Origin of the sequence: Vreelandella olivaria (assembly GCF_023507745.1) — a bacterium.
In the GTDB taxonomy this organism is placed as follows: Bacteria; Pseudomonadota; Gammaproteobacteria; order Pseudomonadales; family Halomonadaceae; genus Vreelandella; species Vreelandella olivaria_A.
In genome coordinates, this window is the sequence record NZ_JALPZO010000034.1 from 55,205 (window position 1) to 78,740 (window position 23,536).

The 23,536-nt window shown below is 52.6% G+C and carries 22 protein-coding genes; 15 read left to right on the forward strand and 7 right to left on the reverse strand.

Translation table 11 applies throughout. From position 1 onward, the window contains the following. Positions 1-30: 30 nt before the first annotated feature. The 3 genes from HP566_RS02960 to HP566_RS02970 form a co-directional block, all read right to left on the reverse strand. The gene (locus HP566_RS02960; RefSeq protein ID WP_249975775.1) at positions 31-639 is read right to left on the reverse strand and encodes an FMN-dependent NADH-azoreductase; all 609 of its coding nucleotides are present in this window, start codon (positions 637-639) and stop codon (positions 31-33) included. 183 nt (positions 640-822) lie between these two features. Further along, entirely contained in the window at positions 823-2,271 is a 1,449-nt protein-coding gene (locus HP566_RS02965) for an alanine/glycine:cation symporter family protein (RefSeq protein ID WP_249975776.1), read from the reverse strand. 102 nt (positions 2,272-2,373) lie between these two features. Continuing rightward, positions 2,374-3,240, reverse strand: a complete 867-nt coding sequence (locus HP566_RS02970) for a LysR substrate-binding domain-containing protein (RefSeq protein ID WP_249975777.1) — start codon at positions 3,238-3,240, stop codon at positions 2,374-2,376. Between the two features lie 138 nt (positions 3,241-3,378). Between HP566_RS02970 and HP566_RS02975 the strand changes: the two genes are divergently transcribed. Beyond that, complete coding sequence (locus HP566_RS02975) at positions 3,379-4,566, forward strand: TauD/TfdA family dioxygenase (protein WP_249975778.1); 1,188 nt, start codon at positions 3,379-3,381, stop codon at positions 4,564-4,566. A 142-nt stretch (positions 4,567-4,708) separates the two neighbouring features. Continuing rightward, positions 4,709-5,599, forward strand: a complete 891-nt coding sequence (locus tag HP566_RS02980; protein ID WP_425348165.1) for an ABC transporter substrate-binding protein — start codon at positions 4,709-4,711, stop codon at positions 5,597-5,599. Here HP566_RS02980 and HP566_RS02985 read toward each other — a convergent pair. After that, complete coding sequence (locus HP566_RS02985; RefSeq protein ID WP_249975779.1) at positions 5,589-6,047, reverse strand: secondary thiamine-phosphate synthase enzyme YjbQ; 459 nt, start codon at positions 6,045-6,047, stop codon at positions 5,589-5,591. The two genes, HP566_RS02980 and HP566_RS02985, sit on opposite strands and share 11 nt — an antisense overlap. Positions 6,048-6,184: 137 nt before the next feature. Between HP566_RS02985 and HP566_RS02990 the strand changes: the two genes are divergently transcribed. Then, complete coding sequence (locus tag HP566_RS02990) at positions 6,185-6,973, forward strand: zinc-dependent peptidase (RefSeq protein ID WP_249975780.1); 789 nt, start codon at positions 6,185-6,187, stop codon at positions 6,971-6,973. Positions 6,974-7,017: 44 nt separating this feature from the next. Here HP566_RS02990 and HP566_RS02995 read toward each other — a convergent pair whose 3' ends face one another. Beyond that, positions 7,018-7,932 (reverse strand): LysR family transcriptional regulator, encoded by a 915-nt coding sequence (locus HP566_RS02995; RefSeq protein ID WP_249975781.1) that lies wholly within the window; start codon positions 7,930-7,932, stop codon positions 7,018-7,020. A gap of 156 nt (positions 7,933-8,088) precedes the next feature. Here HP566_RS02995 and HP566_RS03000 point away from each other — a divergent pair, with 156 nt between their 5' ends. Then, positions 8,089-9,162 carry a tartrate dehydrogenase gene (locus tag HP566_RS03000; RefSeq protein WP_249975782.1) on the forward strand — a complete coding sequence of 358 codons (1,074 nt, stop codon included), beginning with the start codon at positions 8,089-8,091 and terminating at the stop codon, positions 9,160-9,162. 73 nt (positions 9,163-9,235) lie between these two features. Here HP566_RS03000 and HP566_RS03005 read toward each other — a convergent pair whose 3' ends face one another. Further along, a complete protein-coding gene (locus tag HP566_RS03005; protein ID WP_249975783.1) occupies positions 9,236-10,027 on the reverse strand; it encodes an IclR family transcriptional regulator in 792 nt (263 codons plus the stop codon). A gap of 199 nt (positions 10,028-10,226) precedes the next feature. Here HP566_RS03005 and HP566_RS03010 point away from each other — a divergent pair, with 199 nt between their 5' ends. From HP566_RS03010 to HP566_RS03025, 4 genes are all read left to right on the forward strand, one after another. Then, a complete protein-coding gene (locus HP566_RS03010) occupies positions 10,227-11,612 on the forward strand; it encodes an FAD-dependent oxidoreductase (RefSeq protein ID WP_284041289.1) in 1,386 nt (461 codons plus the stop codon). A 154-nt stretch (positions 11,613-11,766) separates the two neighbouring features. Continuing rightward, positions 11,767-13,662 carry a TRAP transporter permease gene (locus HP566_RS03015; RefSeq protein ID WP_249975784.1) on the forward strand — a complete coding sequence of 632 codons (1,896 nt, stop codon included), beginning with the start codon at positions 11,767-11,769 and terminating at the stop codon, positions 13,660-13,662. Positions 13,663-13,752: 90 nt separating this feature from the next. Then, positions 13,753-14,769, forward strand: coding sequence for a TAXI family TRAP transporter solute-binding subunit (locus HP566_RS03020; RefSeq protein ID WP_249975785.1), 1,017 nt, complete (start codon positions 13,753-13,755; stop codon positions 14,767-14,769). 135 nt (positions 14,770-14,904) lie between these two features. Further along, positions 14,905-16,116 (forward strand): MFS transporter, encoded by a 1,212-nt coding sequence (locus HP566_RS03025; RefSeq protein ID WP_249975786.1) that lies wholly within the window; start codon positions 14,905-14,907, stop codon positions 16,114-16,116. Between the two features lie 58 nt (positions 16,117-16,174). On the opposite strand, the gene wrbA is transcribed toward HP566_RS03025, so the two are convergent. After that, positions 16,175-16,774 carry an NAD(P)H:quinone oxidoreductase gene (gene wrbA / locus HP566_RS03030; protein ID WP_249975787.1) on the reverse strand — a complete coding sequence of 200 codons (600 nt, stop codon included), beginning with the start codon at positions 16,772-16,774 and terminating at the stop codon, positions 16,175-16,177. 418 nt (positions 16,775-17,192) lie between these two features. Between wrbA and HP566_RS03035 the strand changes: the two genes are divergently transcribed. The 7 genes from HP566_RS03035 to HP566_RS03065 all read left to right on the forward strand — a co-directional run bounded on the left by HP566_RS03035 (position 17,193) and on the right by HP566_RS03065 (position 23,493). Further along, a complete protein-coding gene (locus HP566_RS03035; protein ID WP_249975788.1) occupies positions 17,193-18,185 on the forward strand; it encodes a succinylglutamate desuccinylase in 993 nt (330 codons plus the stop codon). A 196-nt stretch (positions 18,186-18,381) separates the two neighbouring features. Continuing rightward, the gene (locus HP566_RS03040) at positions 18,382-19,152 is read left to right on the forward strand and encodes an ABC transporter ATP-binding protein (RefSeq protein WP_249975789.1); all 771 of its coding nucleotides are present in this window, start codon (positions 18,382-18,384) and stop codon (positions 19,150-19,152) included. A 15-nt stretch (positions 19,153-19,167) separates the two neighbouring features. Continuing rightward, a complete protein-coding gene (locus tag HP566_RS03045) occupies positions 19,168-19,869 on the forward strand; it encodes an ABC transporter permease (RefSeq protein WP_249975790.1) in 702 nt (233 codons plus the stop codon). Position 19,870: 1 nt separating this feature from the next. Then, positions 19,871-20,602, forward strand: a complete 732-nt coding sequence (locus HP566_RS03050) for an ABC transporter permease (RefSeq protein WP_249975791.1) — start codon at positions 19,871-19,873, stop codon at positions 20,600-20,602. Positions 20,603-20,747: 145 nt separating this feature from the next. After that, entirely contained in the window at positions 20,748-21,524 is a 777-nt protein-coding gene (locus tag HP566_RS03055) for a transporter substrate-binding domain-containing protein (protein WP_249975792.1), read from the forward strand. Positions 21,525-21,719: 195 nt separating this feature from the next. Next, entirely contained in the window at positions 21,720-22,490 is a 771-nt protein-coding gene (locus HP566_RS03060; protein WP_249975793.1) for a transporter substrate-binding domain-containing protein, read from the forward strand. Between the two features lie 196 nt (positions 22,491-22,686). Continuing rightward, positions 22,687-23,493, forward strand: coding sequence for a TraX family protein (locus HP566_RS03065; RefSeq protein WP_249975794.1), 807 nt, complete (start codon positions 22,687-22,689; stop codon positions 23,491-23,493). Positions 23,494-23,536: the final 43 nt, after the last annotated feature.

Consider the following 23,536-nt stretch of genomic DNA (forward strand, 5'->3'; position numbering starts at 1 on the left):
GGCGACGTTATCCTTTTATTGCTTAAGTAATTATAACCCCTCAACCAACTGATCTATCGCTTGGAAAGCTTCTTTTAACGCTGCGGTGCGCTGCTGCTCACCCATATTCAAACCTTCAGCATAGACAACGTTGACATCGGTAATCCCCATCAGGCCCAGCATGGTTTTCAGGTGCGGTGTTTGGCTATCAAATTCGGTGCCCGCATATTGGCCGCCACGGGCAGCTAGAATAATCGCCCGTTTGCCTTCCACCAGTCCCTGGGGGCCATTTTCAGTATAACGGAAGGTTTCACCAGCGCGCAGCACACGGTCAAACCATGCTTTCAACTGAGAAGGAATGCCCAGATTGTACATTGGCACAGCAATAACCAGCACATCGTTGCCTCGCAGCTCTGCCAGCAACTCCTCGGAGTAGGCCGCCAGGGCTTTTTGATCATCACTGCGCTCCTCCGCAGGCGTTTGCCAGGCACCTAGCTCCTCAACCGCCAAGTGCGGTAACGCATTCGCTACTACATCACGGAGGGTGACCACTATCCCATCACAGGCATCAGCCTGAGCTTTGAAATGGTTGGCAAGCGCAATGGACTGGCCGTTTTCGCCAAGAATGGAAGAAGTAACAAGCAGTGTACGAGTGGTCATCAGTAAACTCCTAAACACATAATAGATGGGTATTGGCGGCTATTCTACGGCGCTTTCAGATAAGCAAAAGCGCAACGTTTTCCCCATGACATTCGACAAAATCGAATTTATGCCCATTAAGAAACCCCGCCCTGAGTTAACAGTGACGGGGTCTGGGTATATCAGCGCGTTGCCGTGCTTGCCTTATTTCTTCGGCCAGGCCTTGGGATCAACCTTGTTTACCAGCCTGGGAAATTTGCTGGGATCAAAAACTGGCTCTTTACCCGCTTTTAGCTGTTCGTCGTAATCCCGGAACAGCGCAAACGCAACCGGCGAAAGCATCAGAATAGCCACCAGATTGATAATCGCCATCATCCCCATGGAGAGATCTGCAAAGTTCCAGATTGCTCCCAGGCTTGCCACCGACCCCACCATAATCATGCCTAATACCGCCAGACGATAAAACAACACAGCGACCGGCGCACGACGTCCAGCCAAATACTCGATATTGGACTCACCGTAGGAGTAGTTGGCAATGACCGACGTAAAAGCAAACAGCAAAATAGCCACGGCCACAAACATGCCTCCCCAATCCCCCACATGGGTGGAAAGCGCCATCTGGGTAAGCTGAATGCCGTTGGCTTCGTCACCGGCCAACAGTTCAGGGCCAGCCATAATGATAATGGCTGCCGTTGCGGTACAAATCACCAGGGTATCCAGGAATACACCCAGCATCTGGATAAAGCCCTGCGCTGCGGGATGGTCTGGGCGTGTGCTCGCGGTGGCTGCTGCATTAGGTGCAGAGCCCATGCCCGCCTCATTAGAAAACAGACCGCGCTGGATGCCATTAATGATCGCCTGGGAAACGGCATAGCCCACCGCACCACCTGCTGCCTGCTCAAAACCAAAGGCACTTTGTATAATCGTAAATATCGCCGTGGGCAGTTCACTGATGTTCAGCGCTACAACAACCAGCGCCAGCACCAGATATAGCAGAGCCATCAGAGGCACCACCAGTTCGGCGACCTTGGCGATTGACTTCAGACCCCCGAAGATAATCGGCGCCACCACAGCTATCAGTACCAACCCCATTGCCCAGGTAGGAATTGCAAATGCCTGTTCCATAGCCTGGGCGATGGAGTTGGCCTGAACACTGTTAAACGCCAACCCGAACGCAATAATCAGACAGATAGAGAACAACACCGCCAACCAGCGTAGCCCCAGTCCACGCTCAATATAGCGGGCCGGGCCACCCCGGAAGGTATTGTCTCCGTGGTCGGTTTTATAAGCCTGTGCCAGTGTGGATTCCACAAAACTGGTCGCCATACCCACCATGGCAGTCATCCACATCCAGAAGATGGCACCAGGGCCACCAAAATAGATAGCTACCGCCACACCCGCCAGATTACCGGTACCCACCCGTGCCGCCAGGCTTGTAGAGAGCGCTTGAAACGATGATATACCACCGTTGGACTGGCGAGAGCCTCTTAACAGCTTGAACATATGTCCGAAATAGCGCACCTGAATACCGCGGGTCATCACGGTGAAGTAGAGCCCCGCGCCAATCAATAGATAAATCAGCACACTGCCCCACAGCAACCCGTTGCCGCGATCAACCACCGCTGTCAACAGGGAAGGAAGAGTAAAATCCATACTGAACGCACCTTATTAAAACAGTTAAGTCGCGTTATTCTTCACGGCTGCACCAGAATGGCAAGAAAATTAGCAAAATCACTTTATATCAGCAAAAACCACTCACTTTATTGAGTCACACAGCCACTTCCATACCAGCGCAGCTTCATTACGAATGAGGCGCCGGCTAGGGCGCACCAGCCAGAATCGTTCATCACTGAGTACGCTGAGTTCAAATGGCGCCACCAGATCGGTGCGCCGTTCCAGTAAACGTCGATGGGTAAGCGCGATACCACCACCCTGGCTCGCGAGTGCCAATGTCATCACCTGATGATCGCAGGTCATTGACCAGCACTGGGCTTCCAGATGGGCCACACCCGCTTCTTGCAGCCACCCCGGCCAGCCTACGCCAAAGCCTGTCGCATGGAGCAGTGTATGCCCGGCCAAATCAGCAGGGGTCGTCAGTTGTTCAGCCACCCCATGGGAGCAGACAGGCAACAGTTGCTCTTCGCCTAGCGACTGCATCTCAACACCAGTCCACTCCCCCTTACCGTAGCGAATTTCGATATCCGCTCCTTCGAGGCCGAAGTCATCTGGCCAGATAGCGCTAACCAGCCGAATAGCCACTTGTGGGTAGGCCCGGTGAAAGGCGATTAGACGCGGTGCCAACCACGACTGCTGAATGACCGGTGTCGTACGCAGCGTGACCGGTTGTTCCGACATGCTGCCAAAGACTTCCAAAGTACCTTCGCTGATACGCACAAACGCATCATGAATACTTGGTAGCCACGCCTGCCCTGCTGGGGTAAGCGTTAAACTGCGCGCGTGGCGTACAAACAGTTTCTGCCCAACGCGGTCTTCCAGCAGCCTAACGCGCTGGCTAATCGCTGCCTGGGTGACGCCTAATTCGTTGCCAGCGGCGGTAAAGCTCAATGTGCGCGCTGCTGACTCAAAGGCTTGCAGCCATAGTAGTGGCGGTAACTGACTCATGAAAAAGTGACCTATAAGTAAAATGATGCCTTAGGGGCCAGATTAATCATTTGTCACCACCTCGGCTACTCATCATCCTTAGTAGCACACACGCCCCCCTCAGGCGCTACAGCTAAGGGAGCTATTGTCGGAGTTTTAATGAATAACGCCGCACAAACCATGCCAACGGCAACAAAGGACAGCCCTCAAACGCCAGAGATGGGCGAATTAACTCCTTATCAAACCGGTCCAGCCCTCACTCAGGCCATGCTTGCTCATGGTGGCGTCGCACTAGAGTGGCAAGATGGCCAACAAACCACCCTGCCTCTGCTTTGGTTGCGCGACCACTGCGCCTGCCAGGAGTGTCGCCATCCTCAAACCCGCGAAAGGCTTTACTTACCGCTTGAAGCCATTACTGAACCACCCAGCTTGTTGTTACTGGATGGACATTTGCAGCTGAACTGGCAGGATGGTCATGTCAGTGCATTTCATAGCGGCTGGCTTTACCAGCGTCGCCCAAACATCATGCTCCCCTCTGCCGTACCCGACACCAAGCCATGGGAAGATAGCTTCACTCCCGAACGTGTGAGCCATAGCGATTTTTTAACGCCTCAAGGCGAAAAATCCTGGCTAACCGCCATGCTGCGGGACGGGTTGGCACTGATTACCGATGGCCCGGTGGTAGAAGAGGAAGTAAGCCGCTTGGCTGAACGCATCGGCCCCCTGCGCGCCACTAACTTTGGTGCCCGTTTTGATGTACGCTCCAAACCCAATCCCAATAATGCGGCTTATACTGCAATAGGATTGCCACTGCATATCGATTTGCCCAACTGGCGTCAGCCGCCGGATATTCAGTTGCTCTACTGCCTTCAAAATGAAGCCAGCGGCGGAGAATCGCTGTTTGCCGATGGTGCCCGGGTGGTAGAGGCCCTGCGTCAGCAAGACCCAGCGGCATTAGCCATTTTGAGTAAGACCCCCATCGATTTTCGCTTCCAGGATGAAACTCACGATATTTCTATACGGGCGCCAGTTATCACGCTGGATAGTGAAGGAGCCTTGGTTGAGATGCGGTTGAACAATTGGATTCGCGATGCTCTTCATCTTCCCCTGGAGCAGATAGATACCTGGTACAGCGCCTACGCCCTTTTGTGGAAGTTATTTCATAGTGAAGCGCATCAGCTCGAGTTCACCCTTCGCCCAGGTCAGATGATCGCTTTTGATAACCACCGTGTACTGCATGGACGGCGCGAGTTTGACCCCAATAGCGGTGCACGCCATCTACAAGGCACCTATTTAGACCGCGACATGCTGACCTCACGCCTGCGCGTACTAGCCCGTAACGTTTAAACACGGCACGCAAGAACAACTATGATCTAACAAGAACGCCTATCCGAGAATAAAACCTAGCAAAGAGAACCCTATGATGACCACGTATTCTTTTGATATAAAAGCGCTTGGAAAGAAAGTCACGCTAAGTACTACCATCAGCATGGTGATGTTAACGGCCGCACAAGCCGATGACCAAACCCTAGACTTCGGTGTTCCTGCCTGGCCAGGTATTACGGTAAAAACGGCTATTGCTGAGCAGCTTCTCAACCCGCTGGGATACGCAACCAGTGCTCACGAAATTGGCCTGCAGGTGGTTTACCAAGGTATTGAGAGTGGCGATATCGATGTTTTCCTGGGTGCCTGGCTGCCGGCTCAACAGGAGATGTTCAATCCCCGTAAAGCATCGGGTGTGCTGATTGATGTCGCCAATAATGTTGATGGCGCACAAATGACCCTGGCCGTACCTGAATACCTGTATGAGAGCGGCATCCAGAGCTTTGCAGACCTGGATGAGCACCGTGACCAGTTCAATGGACAAATCCATGGCTTTGGTACGGGTTCCGCCGCCAGTGAAATTTTGCTTGATGCAATCGATAACGACACTTGGGGGCTAGGGGACTGGCGGCTGGTCGATACCAGCGAAGTGGCCATGCTTTCCGCCGCACGAGACGCGATCTCCCGCGAAGAGGCCATCGTTTGGGTCGGTTGGTCACCCCACTGGATGAACCTTGAACTACCGATGCGCTACCTGAATGACCCTAAAAATCTGTTCGGTGAAAACAACGGCGAAAGCGACGTGTTGACGCTACTGCGCAGCGAATATGCCGATGCCAACCCCAATGTGGTGACGTTTTTTGAACAGTTCACCTTCACCGCAGAAGAGCAAAGCTGGATGATTCAAGCCTTCGGTCAAGAAGAACGCGACCTTACCGAGGTCGCCGTGCAGTGGATCAGCAACCACCCTGAGCGTATCGAAGCAATGCTGGACGACGTAACCACCACCGACGGTGATCCCGCATGGCCCGTGATAAAAGAGGACTTTAACCTGTAGGCGGACGTGCTCGTGGTTGTGATTGCTCTTCACAACCATTCAGTGTTGCCAACAAACGCCGTGGCCCACCCTGGTCGCGGTGCTCCCCCAGCCATATCCCCTGCCATGTACCCAACACCAAACGACCGTCGCGTACCGCCAGGGTAATTTGCGTACCCAACAGGCTGGCTGCCACGTGAGCGGGCATATCATCAGGCCCTTCCAGCGTATGGCGAAAATAGGGCAGTTCTGCAGGCACCAAACGACGTAAGAAAGCGTCTAGATCATGGCGCACGTCAGGGTCGGCACTCTCATTGAGGGTTAATGAAGCAGAAGTGTGCATCAGCTGTAAATGCAGCATTCCAATATGACAGTCACTTAGGCATGGCAGTGCACGCGCCACGTCATCGGTAATCAGGTGAAAGCCGCGAGATATTTCCGGCAAATGAATTTCTTGTTGGTGCCACATAAAAACACTCCGTTGTTTCACTTCAGAGGCGCCCTGTCATCACGCTTGTTTTCCTGCCGAGACGCTTCATTATTGTCATCAGTACACAGTTACCGCCTTCAGGTTCACATCCACCTGCGAGAGTTACAAGATAGCCCATGATTCATCGCTTGTTTGGCAAATCACGTCCGCCTCTGCCAATCGTCGTTTGGGACGAAGCGAGGCACCGCGTGCCACTGCTATCCACCCTTAATGCCAACGAGGCCGAACATCTCGGCCAGCGCGCCTGGGAGTTTCTTCATCACAAAAGAATCACCCTGCACCCTGAACTAAGCGGCACCACGTTTGATGCAGCAGCGCAAATGACATTGGCAGGTCAGGCATGCCTATTGACCCTGGGCTGGAACCAGGCAGAGCATAATGAAGCATTCGTCAACGTTCATGAGATTTTCATTCTACCCGATGGGTTCACCCGAGATGTGGAGGAGATGGACGAATTCGGTATCGTACATCGCTTCCAGGACAGTCGTGCAGGTGAGACATCGTATCAAGGGCCGGTGGTACTCTCCTTCACAGACCTGATGGCCAGTGGTTCATTCAATGGTTTCAACGTGCTCATCCATGAGCTTGCCCATAAGCTGGATATGGGCAACTCCATGGATATCGACGGCTTTCCGCCTCTTCCCAAGCACATCACACCTCACACATGGCACCGCACCTTCAGCGCAGTATGGGCAGACCTCATCCAGCGTACCGAGAAGGGACTACCCACCGCAATTGATAACTATGCGGCAAGCCACCCCGGAGAGTGCTTTGCAGTGGGCTGCGAATATTTCTTCGCCGCCCCCAGAACACTTGCCGATGCGTACCCGGCCCTCTACGACTTGCTATGTCAGTACTTCAACCAAACACCTTTAGCAAGGTGGGACAAGGCGCGCCTCTCCTGAAAACCAATCATCAGCGAGCTGATAAACATAGCGCTGCCAGGTAGTCACTCGGGCAGGCCAGGTATCCTGCCCACCATTTCACGTTGCAGAAAATCAACCCAGGCGAGCAGCCGTACAGGCACGTGCGGTCGCTGTTCATACACAACATAAAAATCAGCTCTTACACCTTGCCAGTTTGGCAACAGCGGCACCAATGCGCCCTCCACCAGATGCTCACGCACATCCCACCAGGAACGCAGGATAACGCCATGTCCATCCAGAGCCATCCGGGTGATTACCTCACCATCATTACTGGCAAGGTGACCACTGATCTTAACGGATTCGACCTGCCCCGCCGTCACTTTGCTCTCGAATCTCCAGACAGGAAAATCACTGTCGTTTTCACGAATCACCAGGCACTCGTGACGACTCAGATCGCCAGGGGCGTCGAGAAGCGGCATGCGCGCTATATAGGCCGGAGAAGCACACAGTACCCGGCGATTGGCCATAATCCGCCTGGCCACCAGCCGCGAATCGGGTGGTTCACCTACCCGGATACCCACATCAAAGCCGTGATCCCCCAGGTTCAAGGGGAAATTGGTTAATTCAATCCAACTTTCCACCCCGGGATGCAACTCACAAAACTTCGATAACAAAGGGGCAACGTGCCGCCTCCCAAACCCAAAAGTAGCATTGATGCGCAGGCGGCCTGTTAGCTCCTCATGCTCAACCAGTGAACTTTCAAGCTCCACCAACGCTTCAAGAATAGTGCTGCCCCGTGACAGGTAGCGCTCGCCTTCTGTTGTTAACGTAAGCCGTCGCGTCGTGCGCGCCGCCAGAGAAACGCCCAGGCGGGCTTCCAGTTGCTTTAGCCGCTTGCTCACCGCGGAGAGTGACAGCCCCAGCTCCCTGGCGGTTGCTGTCAGGCTCCCCGCTCTCGCCAGTGTCTGAAAGAAAGCAAGATCATCAAGAGGCATCACTACATTATCCACTTCCAGGCAATAATAGGTTGCATAGTAAACTGATTATCTTCTCTCCAATAGAGGCTACACTCCTAGCAGTCGCGTCGAGTAGACCCTATCGAATACCAACAACCCTGACGCGCCCGTTCACACTGGATAACACAAGGAGTTCACATGGCTCACCGCATAGCAGTTATCGCTGGAGACGGTATTGGTACCGAAGTCATGCCTGAAGGGTTACGCGCACTGGAAGCTGCCCGGCAACGTTTTAACATCCCGCTGGAGTTCACCACATTCGAATTCGGTAACTGCGACTACTACCTGAAACACGGCAAAATGATGCCGGACGACTGGTTTGAGCAGTTGAAAGCGTTTGACGCCCTTTTGTATGGCGCTGTCGGTTGGCCAGAAAAAGTACCGGATCATATTTCGCTATGGGGCTCCCTCCTCCAATTCCGCCGCCGGTTTGATCAGTACATCAACCTGCGCCCCTGCAAGCTGATGCCTGGCATCAAGAGCCCATTGGCAGGCCGCGAACCGGGTGATATCGACTTTTATGTGGTGCGTGAAAATACCGAAGGGGAGTACTCAAGCATCGGCGGTAAAATGTACGAAGGCACCGAGCGTGAGATCGTCATTCAGGAAACCGTGATGTCACGCACGGGAGTGGACCGCGTTCTAAAGTACGCCTTTGACCTAGCCCAGACCCGTCCGCGCAAAAAGCTCACCTCTGCCACCAAATCCAATGGCATCTCGATCACCATGCCCTACTGGGATGAGCGTGTCGCCGAGATGACCAAGCAGTACCCGGATATCAACGTGGATAAATTCCATATCGATATCCTGACCGCTAACTTTGTCCTGCACCCGGATTGGTTCGACGTCGTGGTGGGTAGCAACCTGTTTGGCGACATTCTTTCCGACCTGGGCCCTGCCTGTACCGGTACCATTGGCATTGCACCTTCTGCCAATATCAACCCAGAAGGCAACTTCCCCAGCTTGTTTGAACCCGTGCACGGCAGCGCGCCTGATATCGCTGGCAAAGGCATTGCTAACCCCATTGGTCAAATCTGGTCTGGCGCGATGATGCTGGAGCATCTGGGCTATAAAGAAGCCGGTGATGCCATCGTAACCGCCATTGAGACAGTGCTGAGAGAAGGCGATAGCCTGGTACTTACCCGCGATGTTGGCGGGCAGGGCACCACCACCACGCTGGGTCAGGCAATTGCGGCCAAATTGGCAGGGTAATTACCAATGGCACACCCTGCATCTTAAAGGTGTGCCATTCACGACCATCCACGTCTTGGGCATGATCAACTAATTAAAGAGAACTGGTGTGTCCGAGCCTACGCGATATCTCACTCGCTGCTGCTAAAACCTTATCCTTTAGTTTCCCATGGATATCCTTCATACAGGGGATGGACTCGTAATCAGAGACATTAATACCTGCCACCACATTTCCCTCACTATCGCGGATAGCGACAGCCACTGACGATATCCCCGATACAAACGACCCGGCGATGTATCCCCTTTCACGCTCTACTCTGAGGCACTCTTTCAGTTCATCAAAGGTTGCCGGTTCAGTGTAGTTTTCAACTCGAAGGTCATAACCTGCATATTTTTCAGCAACCACGCTTTCTGGCAACTCAGCCAGTATTGCCCGCCCAATCGAACTTACATGTGCAGGTAACCGCGACCCAACATGTCGATTACTCGAAAGTCGCTGATGAGATGCTGCCCGGTATATGTAAAGAACATCAAAATCATCAATCAACGCCATATGCGTGCTCGCCCCGGTCGTATCACGTAAACCATCCAGGATTGGCCGCGCGACTTCGACAAGCTCCTGTGAATGAAGATAGTCAAACCCAAGCGTTAGCACACGGGGGCCCAGCGAGTAATAGTTGGAGTCTTTAAGCCGGACTAAATAGCCCTCATGCTCCAGTGTGTAAACCGTTCGGAAGACAGTCGCCCGCGACAGTTTTAGCTCCTTGGCAATATCCGTCAGCCTCATGGCAGGCCGATCCTTACCAAATAAACCCAGCAACGATAAGCCCCTCAAAAGGCCGGGAACCATATAACTACTGTTCACATCTTCTGATGTTTTATCCATGACACTACCCTCCCTTGGCTTTTCTTATCTTTAACACGGTCGTTCTTCTGCACCTTTTTACCAATATTTTTAAGCGCTGTCTGGCAAAGCCTTGACAGATATTTTCTAGCCATCTATGTTTTATATACGAACCATTGTTACGCATATAAAACAACAAGGCAAATGGTTTATCCTTCCAAATAACACCGGAGCTAATTAGATGCAGAATAATCACAAGACAATTCAAGAGCCTGCGCGTCACCTAGCGTGCTTGTTGGAAACTGATATCGCAGTGGTTGGTGGTGGAACAACAGGCCCAATGGCAGCGTTAGCCGCAGCACGACAGGGTAAGAAAGTAGTATTGATTGAACGTTTTGGCTCTTTGGGCGGAAACATGACACTGGGCCTTAATACAAAACCGTCCGGTGTCTTATCCGGGGGCATCCCCCTTGAGATCTGGAACCTCGCCCGCTCGGTGGGTGGCGTCGGTGCCGACTACGTGGCTACTACCAAGATTAAAGACGTCAAAATCGCCTCGCCGTGTGACCCGGAAATCATGAAGATGCTGCTTACCCGGTTATTGCACGAAGCAGGCGTAAGAGTGCTGTTTGAAACCGTGGTTTCGGCACCCGTGATGGAAGGCAATGCCGTGTCAGGCGTGATTATCGAGAGCAAGGGCGGACGCCAATACATCGCCGCGAAAGTCGTCATAGATTGCTCCGCCGATGCGGATATTGCTGCATCAGCAGGGGCTCCTTATATCTTAGGCGATGGCGATGCCCATGCAGTCCAACCTGTTTCAATGTATTACACACTGGCGAATGTCGATGTCAAACGACTTGCCGATTGGGCTCGGCAGAACCCCCAGGAAGTTCCGGCACGCTCCATACCAGAAGATGATAAAGATCTCGATTACGGCCTATGGCTTACCGGATTCAATAACCTCATCAAGGCGTATCAGGAAGAAAAGGGCATTGCGTTGCAACGTGAAAATATCACGCTAAAAACCGCCAATGGCGTTCTATACGTTAATGCCACACGGGTACTGGGCGTGGATGGCCTCTCCCCGTTGGAGATGAGTGATGCCATGCTGGAAATATATCGGCAGATAGAGGCTTATACTGCATTTCTGATAGAGAAAGTTCCTGGCTTCGAGAACGCTCATATCGGTCAAATTGCACCGGTTATCGGTGTACGCGAAACCCGCCATATAACGGGTGAATACACATTAACTGGCAAGGACGTGGTCGATTGCACCACCTTTGAAGACAGTATTGGTGCTGACAATTGCGCCATGGATGTACACGAAGTAAAAGGTGCAGATGTCGATTTCCAGGGTTTAGGCCCGTACGAAATTCCTTACCGCACGCTGGTGCCCTTACAGGTAGAACAGCTTTTAGTCGCAGGGCGCTGCATATCGGCGGACCATATAGCTCACGGCCGGACTCGTAATATGCCCGCTTGCATGGCAACTGGTCAGGCCGCTGGCGTTGCCGCAGCCGTCGCCATTGATACAGATAATTCCGTCAGAAATGTCGACGTCAAAAGAGTACAAGAGATATTACGCAGTATGGAGATGCCCTTGAAAGCAAAAGAGATCGCGTAAGTACCTCCAGTCAGCCTCGACCGGCTGCTGGTTGAGGCGTTACTCCAACAACAATGACAACAATACCCTGGCAGGGATTGCCGAATCTCCATTTGGGTTGCCAAAGGGCAATTGCCTGTTGCCCTCGCCACCCGGCCCATAAGAGGGAAAAACAATGAAAGTGGAAGTACGAATCATCACTGCCATCATGGTCAGTGTAGCACTGTACCACTTCTATATAGCGCTCAGCGGAGTTCCAGAGCCCATGGTAGTCCGCCCTCTACACGTCAGTGCCTTAATATTCCTGGGCTTTCTTGTATTACCTTTTCGCTCCAGGTCCCCTACTGAAGACGAAGAAGCGATCCAGTCTCCGCATTGGTCCGGGTGGGTACTGGCAGTACTCGGGCTGGTATCTGCGTTTTATCTAATCCATGACTATGAGCGTATCGTATTCCGGATGGTATACCTGGATCCGCTGGAGCCGTTGGATTGGATGATCGGACTACTAACTCTATTCCTCGTCATGGAGCTGGCACGCCGAGTCGTCGGCTTAATTCTGCCGGTACTCATTCTTTGCTTTGCCACATTTACGCTGTTTGGAAACTACCTGCCGGGCCTTCTTCGCCACCAGGGCACCAACGCTGAAAAACTTCTGGATCATGTATTTCTGACAACGACAGGGCTATACGGCTCACTCGCCTCGCTATCGTTATCCATCGTCTTCATGTTCATTGCTTTTGGTGCCTTTCTTCAGGCAGCCGGGGGGGATCGCTTATTATCCCATCTGATCATTGCTCTAACGCGTGGACGTAAAGGTGGCCCCGCCAAGGCCGCAGTCGTCGCCAGTGTGTTATTTGGCGCATTAACTGGCAGTGGTGCCGCCAATGTTTATGCGACTGGCGCCGTGACTATCCCGTTAATGAAGCGTGCCGGGTATCGTCGTGAGTTTGCCGCAGCAACCGAGGCTTGTGCCTCGCAGCTGGGTCAACTACTCCCGCCCGTAATGGGCGCAGCAGCATTTATCGTTGCCGAATTTAGTCGGGTTAGTTATGCCTATGTCGCCTTGGCGGCTCTTGTACCCTCGTTCTTTTACGTGATGGCCTTGTATCTTGCTGTACATATTGAATCCAGCAAGGCAGGTATCGGGATATATGAACCTGAGGGCGGCAACGTTGATATCCGTTCGGTGCTACGAACTTATGGGCACTTAGCAATACCGCTTGTCATTCTAATCATCCTGCTCATGTTGCGATACACCCCTTACTTTGCGGCCACCGTTGCCACTCTATCCATCATTCCTGTCAGTTGGCTACGCAGGGAAACCCGGATGGGGTTCATGGCATTAACAACAGCGATTACGTCAACGATGCAGCGTGTCGTTAGTATCGGGGTGGTACTCGTCTGCGCAGGCATTGGTATTGCCATTCTGGAAATGACAGGTGTGCCCTACCAAATCACTGGCTTTTTGATCAACATGAGCGGCGGCCACCTGCTCCCGGCCCTGTTAATCGTGGGCGGCATGACCATCGTGCTGGGCTTCGGCATGCCCGTCACTGGTGCCTTCCTGATTGCATCACTCTTCGGGGCATCTGCACTCATGCAGTTTGGTCTGGAACCATTCGTGGCTTATATGATTATCTTTTTGTTTGCACTGACGGCCAACATCACACCGCCTGTTTGCGTTGCCACCTTCGCAGCAGCCTCAATTGCCAACTGCAACTTTATGCGCGCAGGGTTTACCGGGCTTCGACTGGGGATGCCCGCCTACATAATTCCCATCATCATCGCGTATAACCCAACACTGTTAAATATTACCGAGCATGGCATTTGGTTCGGCCTACAAGTGGTGCTGAGTACAGCAATCGCCGTGATAGGGCTGGTTATCCTAATGTCCAACTGGATGCTACATCGTCTCAACCATGTCCAACGGGCATTGTTACTGGCATCTTTACTAGCCATTATTCTGCCATCCCTGCTAACAGATGCTCTGGCTGCTCTGGCCGTTGGCATCGTAATGCTATGGCAGTGGCTCGACTCAAAAAGAGCGCGCGTCGAATCACAGCACACGTAATACCAGCAAGCAGTTTGTAATGACCAAGTTTAGGACTGAGCTCAAACCGTGTTGCCAACAACAATAGAAAACATCAGGAAGGAGCACAAAATGTATCATTTAAAAACCATCACCGCTGCAGGCCTCACATTGGCAGCCACCCTACCTGCCAGCCACACGGCTATGGCTCAGAATGAGCCTATCACGGCCTATGCTGGCTCAGTGGGAGGTCTATATATGGAAGTAATGTCTGTCTGGATATCACAATGGGAAACAGATATTGAAGGTCTGGATATATCAGCAGTATCGGGCGGTGGTACGACCAATCCATTTCATATCTCACGCTCACAACCCAATCAGGCAGTGGGTCTGACAGACACCATTACCTCCGCTGATGCGATGGAGGGTACTGGAGATATCGGAGATCGTGCCCCCGAGGGGTTACGCAACCTCAGGGCTTTAGTACGCCTTAATGCTTTGAGTTACTCATCATTTTTGACACGCAAGAGCCTATTGCCAGAAGGTGTGACAACCTTGGGAGAACTACTCGAACAGCAGCCCTCCATGCGGTGGGCATTTCTACAGCGTGGTAATCCGGGCGAATTAACCGGCAGAAGATTTCTTGAAACCTACGGTTCAAGCTTTGAGGAGCTGGCTGAGTGGGGTGGTAGAACCTCCTTCAACCCACAGGGCGAACACTCCTCTTTGATGATAGATGGCCATGTCGATGTATCCATGGTCATGACACGGGTTCCTGCAGCCTTCATGCTGGATATTGATGCGTCAATCAGAGATCTGGTATGGCTCGCCATAGAAGAAGAGATGGTTGATCAACTGGTGGAAAGTTACGGTGGCTACATAAAAACCGAGTATCCAGCCGACTTCTACGACAGCTTAAGCGAGCCTTTTGTGACAGCTGCTGTAGATCATGTGCTCTTTGTACATGAAGATATGGATGACGAGTTAGCTTACCAACTCACCCACACCGTTCTGGAAAATGCTGAAGCCATGCGGAACTCACTACAGTCAATGAGTGAGTTCTATCCGGATGTCATTTGTCACGATACTGGACAATTTGACCTGCACCCCGGTGCAGAAAGGGCATGTATGGAGCTTGGATATCTTTAAGTAAGTATCTTAACACCTCGCCTTTCGGGAGCAGTGCCAGGCACTGCTCCACTCGCTTGAAGGATCACTACTGGAATGCCACCGGTCAGCACTGTTGCCCCTCACTCGACACGATTGAGTACTGCTCTGAGATTGATGTTGCCCTTTGCACTTGCCTATTTTTTATCGCATATCTATCGCAGTGCAAACGCCGTCATTGCACCTGACCTGGTTGAGTCCCTAGGACTAAGCGCTGCGGATCTCGGCTTGCTTAGCAGCACCTTCATGCTAGCGTTTGCCATCGCTCAACTCCCCTTGGGAGTACTGCTTGATCTTTTAGGACCTCGACGTGTCAACGCAGCTTTACTACTTATTGCCGCTTCAGGCGGATTACTCTTCGCCTTGTCATCACATGTCACAACCATGGCGATTGCGCGAGCAATGATGGGCATAGGCGTTGCCGCCTCTCTAATGGCTGCCCTTAAAGCCATGGCCAACGAATTCCCGCCCCACTGGATGATGCCGATGCATTCCATCATGGTCGCCACCGGGGGAGTGGGAGCCATTGTGGCAACAGCCCCACTCGAGACAATCGTAAGGCTCTTCGGCTGGCAAGCAGTATTCTTACTACTGGCAGTAGCCACTCTTATTGCCTCGATGGTCTTACTTGTATCAGCACCGGAGGTCAAAAATCCACGCCGTAACACCAGCTGGTGTCAAGAGTTAGCCGGGCTAAAGAGCGCCTTAAGCCACTGGTTCTTCATCGGAGTAGGCCCAGCCGTCGGTCTACTCCAGGGAGGGTTCATGGCGATCCAAACACTATGGGCTGGCCCCTGGTTATATATGGTCGTGGGGCTGAATAGAATGCAGGTGGGTTACTCTTTACTATTGATGGCGGCGGGCATGGTGGCAGGTTATTTAATCAACGGGTTCTTAGGAGCCAAGGCCCCCAAATGGGGCATCAACCCAATAGCCGTTGCTCTTACGGGTGCCGGACTACTACTGGTTACGTTCGCCACCATTATATTAATGGGCGCACAAGCGCCACTTACGCTTTGGGTTATCTATGGTTTCTTTGGAACCAGTGCGCCCATGAGCTTTGCGTTAATTGGTCAGGAAGTTCCTATAAAATACGTGGGAAGAGTCAGTACATCGATGAACTTTTTAGTGTTTTCCATTGGTTTTTTATTCCAATGGGGTATCGGTGAAATCATTCGATTCTGCACCAAAAGCTCATACAGCTTGTCTACAGAACACGCTTATCAAATGGCTTTTTCAATAACATGGTTCTTACAGCTGGGAGGATGGGTCTGGCTCGCTCGGACAACTCTACTCATGCGACGTCTAACATTAACTAAAAGCACATGAGCAGAGTAACCAGCAGATATCCTACAAACCGGTAAGCTATACCTTTATCAGAAAGGGATTAGTCAGCCAGCTTCGCCGCAATTTTCGCGACATGCTCACCCTGGAAACGTGCAATTTTCAGCTCACGGTCATCAGGCTGACGAGAACCATCGCCCCCTGCAATCGTGGCCGCCCCATAAGGTGTGCCACCGCTTACCTTGGAAATATCGAACTGCTCTTCTATGCCATAACCAATCGGCACGATCACCATGCCGTGGTGGGCCAGCGTTGTCCATGTGGAGGTAATGGTCATTTCATCACCACCGCCGGTACCGGTTGAAGTGAACACACTGGCGACTTTGCCCCGCAAGGCACCTTTTGCCCAAAGGCCGCCGGTTTGATCCAGGAAGGTGCGCATCTGCCCTGCCATATTACCAAAGCGCGTCGGTGTGCCGAAGATAATGGCATCGTAATCAGCAAGCTCCTGAGGAGACGCTTCAGGCGTGGTGTAATCCTGCTTGCCACCCGCGTTTTTAAACGCCTCTTCCGGCATGGTTTCAGGGACACGTTTAACGGAGACTTCAACCCCGTCAACGCTTTTGGCACCTTCGGCCACTGCGGCCGCTAACGTATCAATATGTCCATACATGGAATAATAGAGAACTAATACCTTCGTCATTGCTTGCTCCTTGGCATTGCGATGGGTGGATACCCAGTAAACGATACCTACTAACCATACCCCAGCCGATAGTAGATAAAAGCGAATGTTTTCGACCGGGATCTTCGATTTCATTAAAGCCAACCCATAAGGATCACGACGTACAACGGGGTTTATCAGGGCGTGCGGTAGCACTCCATTGGCAACAGTGAAGAGCGCGATACGCCCTATCAGCAGGTTCTCACCAGCTTGATGCGGATGAATGCCAGCCCCAAACGAAAGCTCTTATGCAGATTGCGGAATAGGCGATTTTATACTGTTGATTTTCATCATCCCACCCACCATTTTCATGCTTACGACTCGCCCCCTTGTGGCTGACGCTCAGCGTGTTAAAGGTACTCAACCTAAAAGCTGATGCCCCACGCCCAAGGAACCACGCATGCTAGGCCAATGGCTCGACTGGACACTTGATGATAAAAGCCCTACGCCGCGCACAGGTCGCTTTACCAGCGGCACGTATCAACTTCATGCCCCCGGTGTATTGGAACTGACACCGGATGTCGAGCGCCCTGATGCCCACGCCTGTGTGTTTTCTGCTGCCATCCATGGCAATGAAACCGCACCCGTAGAGCTGCTGGGCGATTGGCTATGCGCCCTTGAGGCTGGCATACGTCAGTTGGGCGCACCGATATTAGTGATTCTGGGCAATATTCCCGCGCTGCAAGTACAACAGCGCTTTATCTCCACCAATCTCAATCGTCTGTTTAAGCGCGATTTAACCGCCACAGGGCCAGAGCCAGACCGCGCGCGTGAGCTAATGGCAGCAGTGGATGCCTTCTATACCCGACATACCCGGTTACCGAAACTGCACTATGACCTGCACACCGCCATCAGGGGCAGCCTATACCCCCGCTTTGTTGTCGAACCCTACGCCGAAAGCGTTACACACCTGGCACAATGGAAGTGGCTTGCCGCAGCAGATATACAAGCCGTGCTGCATCAACACCAACACAGCTGGACCTTCTCCCATTACAGCAAGCACTATCACCAAGCCCAGGCGTTCACATTTGAACTGGGACGCGTCGCCCCTTTTGGACAAAATGATATGACATCGCTAGCGCCCATGTTGGTGCTAATCAACGCCCTGAGTTCAGGGCACCAGCCACCCGTTAAGCCTGCTAACACCATGGTATTTTTCCAGGTAAAGCATGAACTGATGCGGCACGCTAAGGACTTCACCCTCTGTTTTGATGATAATGTGCCTAACTTTAGCCGGTTTGAACCCGGTACATGCCTGGCAAAAGATAGCGTGTCCGGTAACTTCATCGTTGAAGGGTCACCTCTGCATGTGGTGTTTCCCAACGCCCAGGTAGAGATTGGCGCACGGGCGGCGCTGTTGGTGGCAGTCAGCCCCTCGGCCCCAGAGCTGTAAAAATAGCACTTTGATAACAATAATGTAGAGGCGGCCCCAGGCCATGTAATGTGCACCAAGACGAATGTCGCCCTTTTAAAACAAGCGCGCCATGCACAAGGCCTGATAGAATCGCCCCTTTTTTCGCGCCAGCCGCAATTCAAGCACTCGTTTAAACCTGTTGCTGCTGCGGCAACCCTGTACTGGAGCCTAAGTTATGGCCACTACGCCTACGCCCCTTGAAGTACGCAATATTAAAAAGCGCTTTGGCGATACGGAAGTCCTCAAAGGCCTCTCTCTTGAAGCCCAAAAAGGTGATGTCATCACCCTCATTGGAGCATCAGGGTCAGGCAAAAGTACTTTTTTACGCTGCATGAACCTGCTGGAACAGCCGGACGATGGGGAGCTCATTGTCCACGGCGAACACATTCGCTTTAAAACCACCAAGCATGGCCGCGAGCCCGCCGACTGGAAACAGGTGGTGCGTATGCGCGCCAAGCTGTCGATGGTGTTTCAGAGCTTTAACCTCTGGGCACATATGACGCTGCTCGAAAATATTATTGAAGCCCCTATCCATGTACTGGGAAAACCCAAAAAAGAGGCGACAGAGCAAGCCCATGCTCTTCTGGAGCGTGTTGGGTTGAGTGCACGAGCCAATGCCTACCCGGCGCAAATGTCCGGTGGTCAGCAACAGCGTGGCGCTATCGCCCGTGCGCTCGCCATGGACCCGGAAGTTATGCTGTTTGACGAACCCACCTCCGCCCTCGACCCGGAGCTGGTGGGTGATGTCCTCAAAGTAATGCGGGATCTGGCCGATGAAGGGCGGACAATGGTGGTCGTCACCCATGAAATGAGCTTCGCCAGAGACGTTTCCAGCCAGGTTATCTATCTGCACCAGGGGCTGGTGGAAGAAGCCGGCACTCCCCAGGAAGTGCTGGGTAATCCTCAATCGCCGCGACTAAAACAATTCCTGGCCCCAAAATACTGATCTGCGAGGCACACCATGCTTGATCTGCAAGGTTACGGCCCCCGCCTGATCGAGGGGGCAGGCGTCACACTCCAACTAGCGGTCCTGTCGCTGATACTGGCCATTGTGCTTGGCCTGCTGACCGCGACTGCCAAAATGTCGCGTAGCTGGTTACTGCACCGCACCGCAACGGTCTATACCACAGTTATCCGGAGTGTACCGGATCTGGTTCTGATGATGTTGCTGTTCTTTGGCGGACAAATCGGGGTTAACGCCATCAGCGATATGCTGTATGACCATTACGGCATCGACATCTATTTCAACTTCAACGCCTTCGCGGCAGGCGTACTGACCATCGGCTTTATCTTTGGTGCTTATATGGGCGAAACCTTTAGGGGCGCCTTTATGGCTGTGGACTACGGTCAAATCGAGGCGGGCAAGGCGTACGGCATGAGCAACGCCCTCGTCTTCCGGCGTATTCGCTTTCCTCAAATGATGCGCCACGCACTACCAGGCCTCTCCAACAACTGGATGGTACTGCTGAAAACCACTGCGCTGGTATCCGTTATCGGTTTAACCGACATGGTACGTGTAGCCGCAGAAGCGTCACGGGCCACTCACGAACCCTTTGTCTTCCTGATCCCAGTGGCATTGGTTTACCTGTTAATCGCAAGCGTATCCGAGTGGATGTTTGCACGATTACAAAAACGCTATGACATTGGCTTCGGGGGGCAGTGAGATGCTGGATATTTCTGCATGGTTCAACGATCTACTCGCTGGCAACCTGATTTTTACTCCAACCACGCTCGGCTACTACTGGCAAGGATTGGTCACCACCACTCAACTGGTGTTCCTATCGCTGGTAGCGGGTCTGGTGCTGGCTATTCCATTAGCGATTATGCGCAGTTCCAAGCATAAATGGATTAGCCTGCCGATTTACTTTTACACCTATGTGTTTCGCGGCACACCGCTGCTGATCCAACTCTATATCATCTACTATGGCGTAGTGTTTATTGACGGGATACAGCAGAGCTTTCTATGGCCTATCCTGCGCGAAGCGTTCTATCCGGCCCTGATTGCCTTCACCCTGAACACGGCAGCCTATACCACGGAAATTTTTCGCGGCGCCATCAAAGCCACCTCCAAGGGTGAAATTGAGGCAGCCCGGGCTTACGGCATGTCGGACAGCCTGATGATGCGGCGCATTATTTTACCCAGCGCATTCCGTCGCGCCCTGCCTGCCTACGGCAACGAGGTGATCTTTATGCTGCACGCCAGCGCTATTGCCAGCGTTGTTACATTGATGGATTTAACCGGCGCAGCCCGCTTCGTATATGCACGCTTTTATGCACCATTTGAAGCCTTCTTGTTTGTGGCTGCTATTTATCTATGCTTAACGTTTGCCATTTTATACTTCTTCCGCTTTCTGGAGAAAAAACTACTGGCTCACTTGCGGCCCCAGACAAATTAGGTGAATAAACGACTTGCCGCTCAAAGCGGCAACCGTCAAACAAACGTTGGTTTGTAACGCGTTCATTCCCCTTTTCGTCAACCCCAAGCTGGGGTACGTTAAGGAGGATCATTGTTGGTGAACCTGTTTTCTACGGAGTAAAAAAATGAAAAAACTAGTCACTATATCCGTACTTGGCCTGGCCATGGCCGCAGCTTCCTCTGCTCAGGCACGGGATTATGACCACGTACGTATCGGCGTCGACATTCCCTACGAACCAATGGAATACCGCACAGCGGATGGCGAGCTTACCGGCTTCGATATCGACCTGGGCAATGCGCTATGCGAGCGTATCGGTGTTACCTGTGAGTGGGTCGAACAAGAGTGGGACGGCATTATCCCTGGCCTGATGTCACGTAACTACGATGCCATCATGTCATCCATGACCATTAATGATGAGCGTCGTCAGCAGGTACTGTTCTCCGATCCCTACATCACCATGCCCTCAGCCTGGTTTGCAGGCAGCGACCTGGGCATCGAAGAAGCCAATGAGGAAACGCTCAGCGGCCTGACAATTGGCGTTCAACGCGGCACTCTGCAGGATAACTACGTTACCGACCTGTTTAGCAGTGTAGCCAGTGTCAGCCGCTACTCCACCGCAGATGACATGGTGCTTGATCTGGAAGCTGAGCGTCTGGATATCGTGTTCCTCGACTTCCCCATCGGCCAAACCACACTGCTCGACAGTGAGCGTGGTGACTACGTTGTGGTTGGCGAGCAGATCACCGAGCCTGCTGAATACTTTGGTGATGGCTTCGGTATTGCCTTCCGCCAGCGTGACGAGGCACTAGCCGAGAGATTCAACAATGCCTTGGCAGAACTGCAGGACGACGGCACCTACGATGAAATCTACGAGCGTTACTTTGGTGAAGACCAGGAGTAAGCCCTTTACTAACCCCCCGGTTCTCCAGGGGGTTTTCGTTTTCAGCGTCTAAAAAATTATCTTGAACCAACCCTGCAAAGAGCACCAGAAGCTCACTCAAAGCTAACAGAATTAGCCAATTACAACCCATCTAGCAATGCCATATAACGGGAATGGGCAACGCTGTTTGCCCTCCCCGTTCTGACAGGGAGCATTATGAAACATATTATTCTCACCACGATTACTGCCGCCACCCTCGTTATTGGTCACGCTCAGGCCCGCGATAGTTACGACCATATACGCTTCGGGGTTGATGTCCCTTACGAACCGATGGAATACCGAACGCCTGATGGGGAATTAACGGGCTTTGACATCGACCTGGGTAACGCTTTATGCGAGCAAATGGAGGTTACCTGCGAGTGGGTCGAGCAGCAGTGGGATGGCATTATTCCAGGCCTGCTTGCCCGCAACTACGATGCCATTATGTCATCCATGACGATTAACGACGAACGCCGTGCCCAGGTTCTGTTCACGGATTCTTATTTAACGGTTCCATCTGCCTGGTTTGGGCCAGTGGACGTTGAGTTTGAAGAAGTTAATGAAGCCAATCTGGAGGGGCTGACACTGGGTGTTCAGCGTGGCACCCTGCAAGATAATTACGCTACCGATTTTTACGGAGATATCGCGACCGTTCGCCGTTACGCCAGTGTCGATGACATGCTGCTGGATATGGAAGCAGAGCGTGTAGACATTGTGTTTGTTAATTATCCAGTGGGTAAAACGACGCTGCTTGACAGTGAACGCAGCGAGTACCGAGTGATTGGCGACATGATCAACGAGCCTTATGAGTATTTTGGTGACGGACTTGCCATCGCCCTTCGTCCCCGCGATGAAGGTCTGGCTGAGCGTTTTAACGCGGCCCTCGCCGCCGTGAAAGAGGATGGTACCTACGACCTTATTCATGAACGCTACTTTGGCGACGAATAAGCGGCCAGCCCCCCCTCTAGGTTGATCTGGTCAACAACCATCCCATCACCCCGGCAATAACCGGGGTGATGCGTTTCAACATGAATCACAGGTGCCCAACACTCACTTGCCAAACCCAACAGCGGCGCCAGCTTAGTGAACTATGTGAATCAGCCTTAGTCTGTGTATCATCGGTCATAATCAACACGGAGGTTTTATGGCTTACCCCGCTGGTCCATATGAAAATACACTGGCCCGCCCCTCTTCCAACTGGACAGCATGGGGTCAATGGCTTGCGCTATTCACGATGACCGTGGACCACCTGACGCGCTATGTATTGCCCGGCGACTGGGATCTCGGATGGGCAGGCTCCTCGATTGGCCGTATTGCATTTCCACTATTCGCTGCCATGGTGGCCTGGCACGGGCTGTTTAATACCCGCAACCCCCTGCGCTACTCCCGCCGTATTCTGGTTATCGGGCTCGCCGCACAAGTGCCCTATATGATGATGCCACGCGCATCAGATGCGTTTATTCTGAATGTCTGCTTTACACTCGCCAGCGGTTTGGCGTTGGGGGCGTTAGCGCGTCAGGGCTGGCAGCATTATCAGCAGCAAACCCTGGGCTTTGGCTGGCTACTACTGGGAACAGCCGTGGGTGTCACCGTTTGGTATCTACTCGGCTTTTGGGTGGAGTACAGCCATAACGGCCTGCTACTGATTCCACTGTTCATGTTTGCCATGCACGCCTTGAGTGAAACCCGCACCGCGCTGAAATCGCGCCTATGGGCCGGTTTGGCGGCATTTCCAGTATTATGGATTGCAGGCCAGATGAATGCCTCGGATATGGCGAAGTCCTTTACGGTAGGTACCTGTATTCTTGTGCTTATACTGGCGGCAGGGGCTGCTCAGCGTGTGCCCCAGGTCGCCTTTGCGATGCCACGACGTCTTTGGCTTACCTGGTATCCTGGCCATTTCGCGCTGATTGCGCTTTGGCTGCTTATCAGTGGGCAACTGACCAGCTAAGCGATAGTCTTCCTGATAGTTGCAAGCGCCGTAAACGCAAAAG

What these genes read in the sequence shown, in the direction of transcription:
- HP566_RS02960 (WP_249975775.1), bottom strand. Translation starts at nt 639, where the DNA reads ATGACCACTCGTACACTGCTTGTTACTTCTTCCATTCTTGGCGAAAAC.
- HP566_RS02965 (WP_249975776.1), bottom strand. Translation starts at nt 2,271, where the DNA reads ATGGATTTTACTCTTCCTTCCCTGTTGACAGCGGTGGTTGATCGCGGC.
- HP566_RS02970 (WP_249975777.1), bottom strand. Translation starts at nt 3,240, where the DNA reads ATGAGTCAGTTACCGCCACTACTATGGCTGCAAGCCTTTGAGTCAGCA.
- HP566_RS02975 (WP_249975778.1), top strand. Translation starts at nt 3,379, where the DNA reads ATGAATAACGCCGCACAAACCATGCCAACGGCAACAAAGGACAGCCCT.
- HP566_RS02980 (WP_425348165.1), top strand. Translation starts at nt 4,709, where the DNA reads ATGGTGATGTTAACGGCCGCACAAGCCGATGACCAAACCCTAGACTTC.
- HP566_RS02985 (WP_249975779.1), bottom strand. Translation starts at nt 6,047, where the DNA reads ATGTGGCACCAACAAGAAATTCATTTGCCGGAAATATCTCGCGGCTTT.
- HP566_RS02990 (WP_249975780.1), top strand. Translation starts at nt 6,185, where the DNA reads ATGATTCATCGCTTGTTTGGCAAATCACGTCCGCCTCTGCCAATCGTC.
- HP566_RS03000 (WP_249975782.1), top strand. Translation starts at nt 8,089, where the DNA reads ATGGCTCACCGCATAGCAGTTATCGCTGGAGACGGTATTGGTACCGAA.
- HP566_RS03005 (WP_249975783.1), bottom strand. Translation starts at nt 10,027, where the DNA reads ATGGATAAAACATCAGAAGATGTGAACAGTAGTTATATGGTTCCCGGC.
- HP566_RS03010 (WP_284041289.1), top strand. Translation starts at nt 10,227, where the DNA reads ATGCAGAATAATCACAAGACAATTCAAGAGCCTGCGCGTCACCTAGCG.
- HP566_RS03015 (WP_249975784.1), top strand. Translation starts at nt 11,767, where the DNA reads ATGAAAGTGGAAGTACGAATCATCACTGCCATCATGGTCAGTGTAGCA.
- HP566_RS03020 (WP_249975785.1), top strand. Translation starts at nt 13,753, where the DNA reads ATGTATCATTTAAAAACCATCACCGCTGCAGGCCTCACATTGGCAGCC.
- HP566_RS03025 (WP_249975786.1), top strand. Translation starts at nt 14,905, where the DNA reads ATGTTGCCCTTTGCACTTGCCTATTTTTTATCGCATATCTATCGCAGT.
- wrbA (WP_249975787.1), bottom strand. Translation starts at nt 16,774, where the DNA reads ATGACGAAGGTATTAGTTCTCTATTATTCCATGTATGGACATATTGAT.
- HP566_RS03035 (WP_249975788.1), top strand. Translation starts at nt 17,193, where the DNA reads ATGCTAGGCCAATGGCTCGACTGGACACTTGATGATAAAAGCCCTACG.
- HP566_RS03040 (WP_249975789.1), top strand. Translation starts at nt 18,382, where the DNA reads ATGGCCACTACGCCTACGCCCCTTGAAGTACGCAATATTAAAAAGCGC.
- HP566_RS03045 (WP_249975790.1), top strand. Translation starts at nt 19,168, where the DNA reads ATGCTTGATCTGCAAGGTTACGGCCCCCGCCTGATCGAGGGGGCAGGC.
- HP566_RS03050 (WP_249975791.1), top strand. Translation starts at nt 19,871, where the DNA reads ATGCTGGATATTTCTGCATGGTTCAACGATCTACTCGCTGGCAACCTG.
- HP566_RS03055 (WP_249975792.1), top strand. Translation starts at nt 20,748, where the DNA reads ATGAAAAAACTAGTCACTATATCCGTACTTGGCCTGGCCATGGCCGCA.
- HP566_RS03060 (WP_249975793.1), top strand. Translation starts at nt 21,720, where the DNA reads ATGAAACATATTATTCTCACCACGATTACTGCCGCCACCCTCGTTATT.
- HP566_RS03065 (WP_249975794.1), top strand. Translation starts at nt 22,687, where the DNA reads ATGGCTTACCCCGCTGGTCCATATGAAAATACACTGGCCCGCCCCTCT.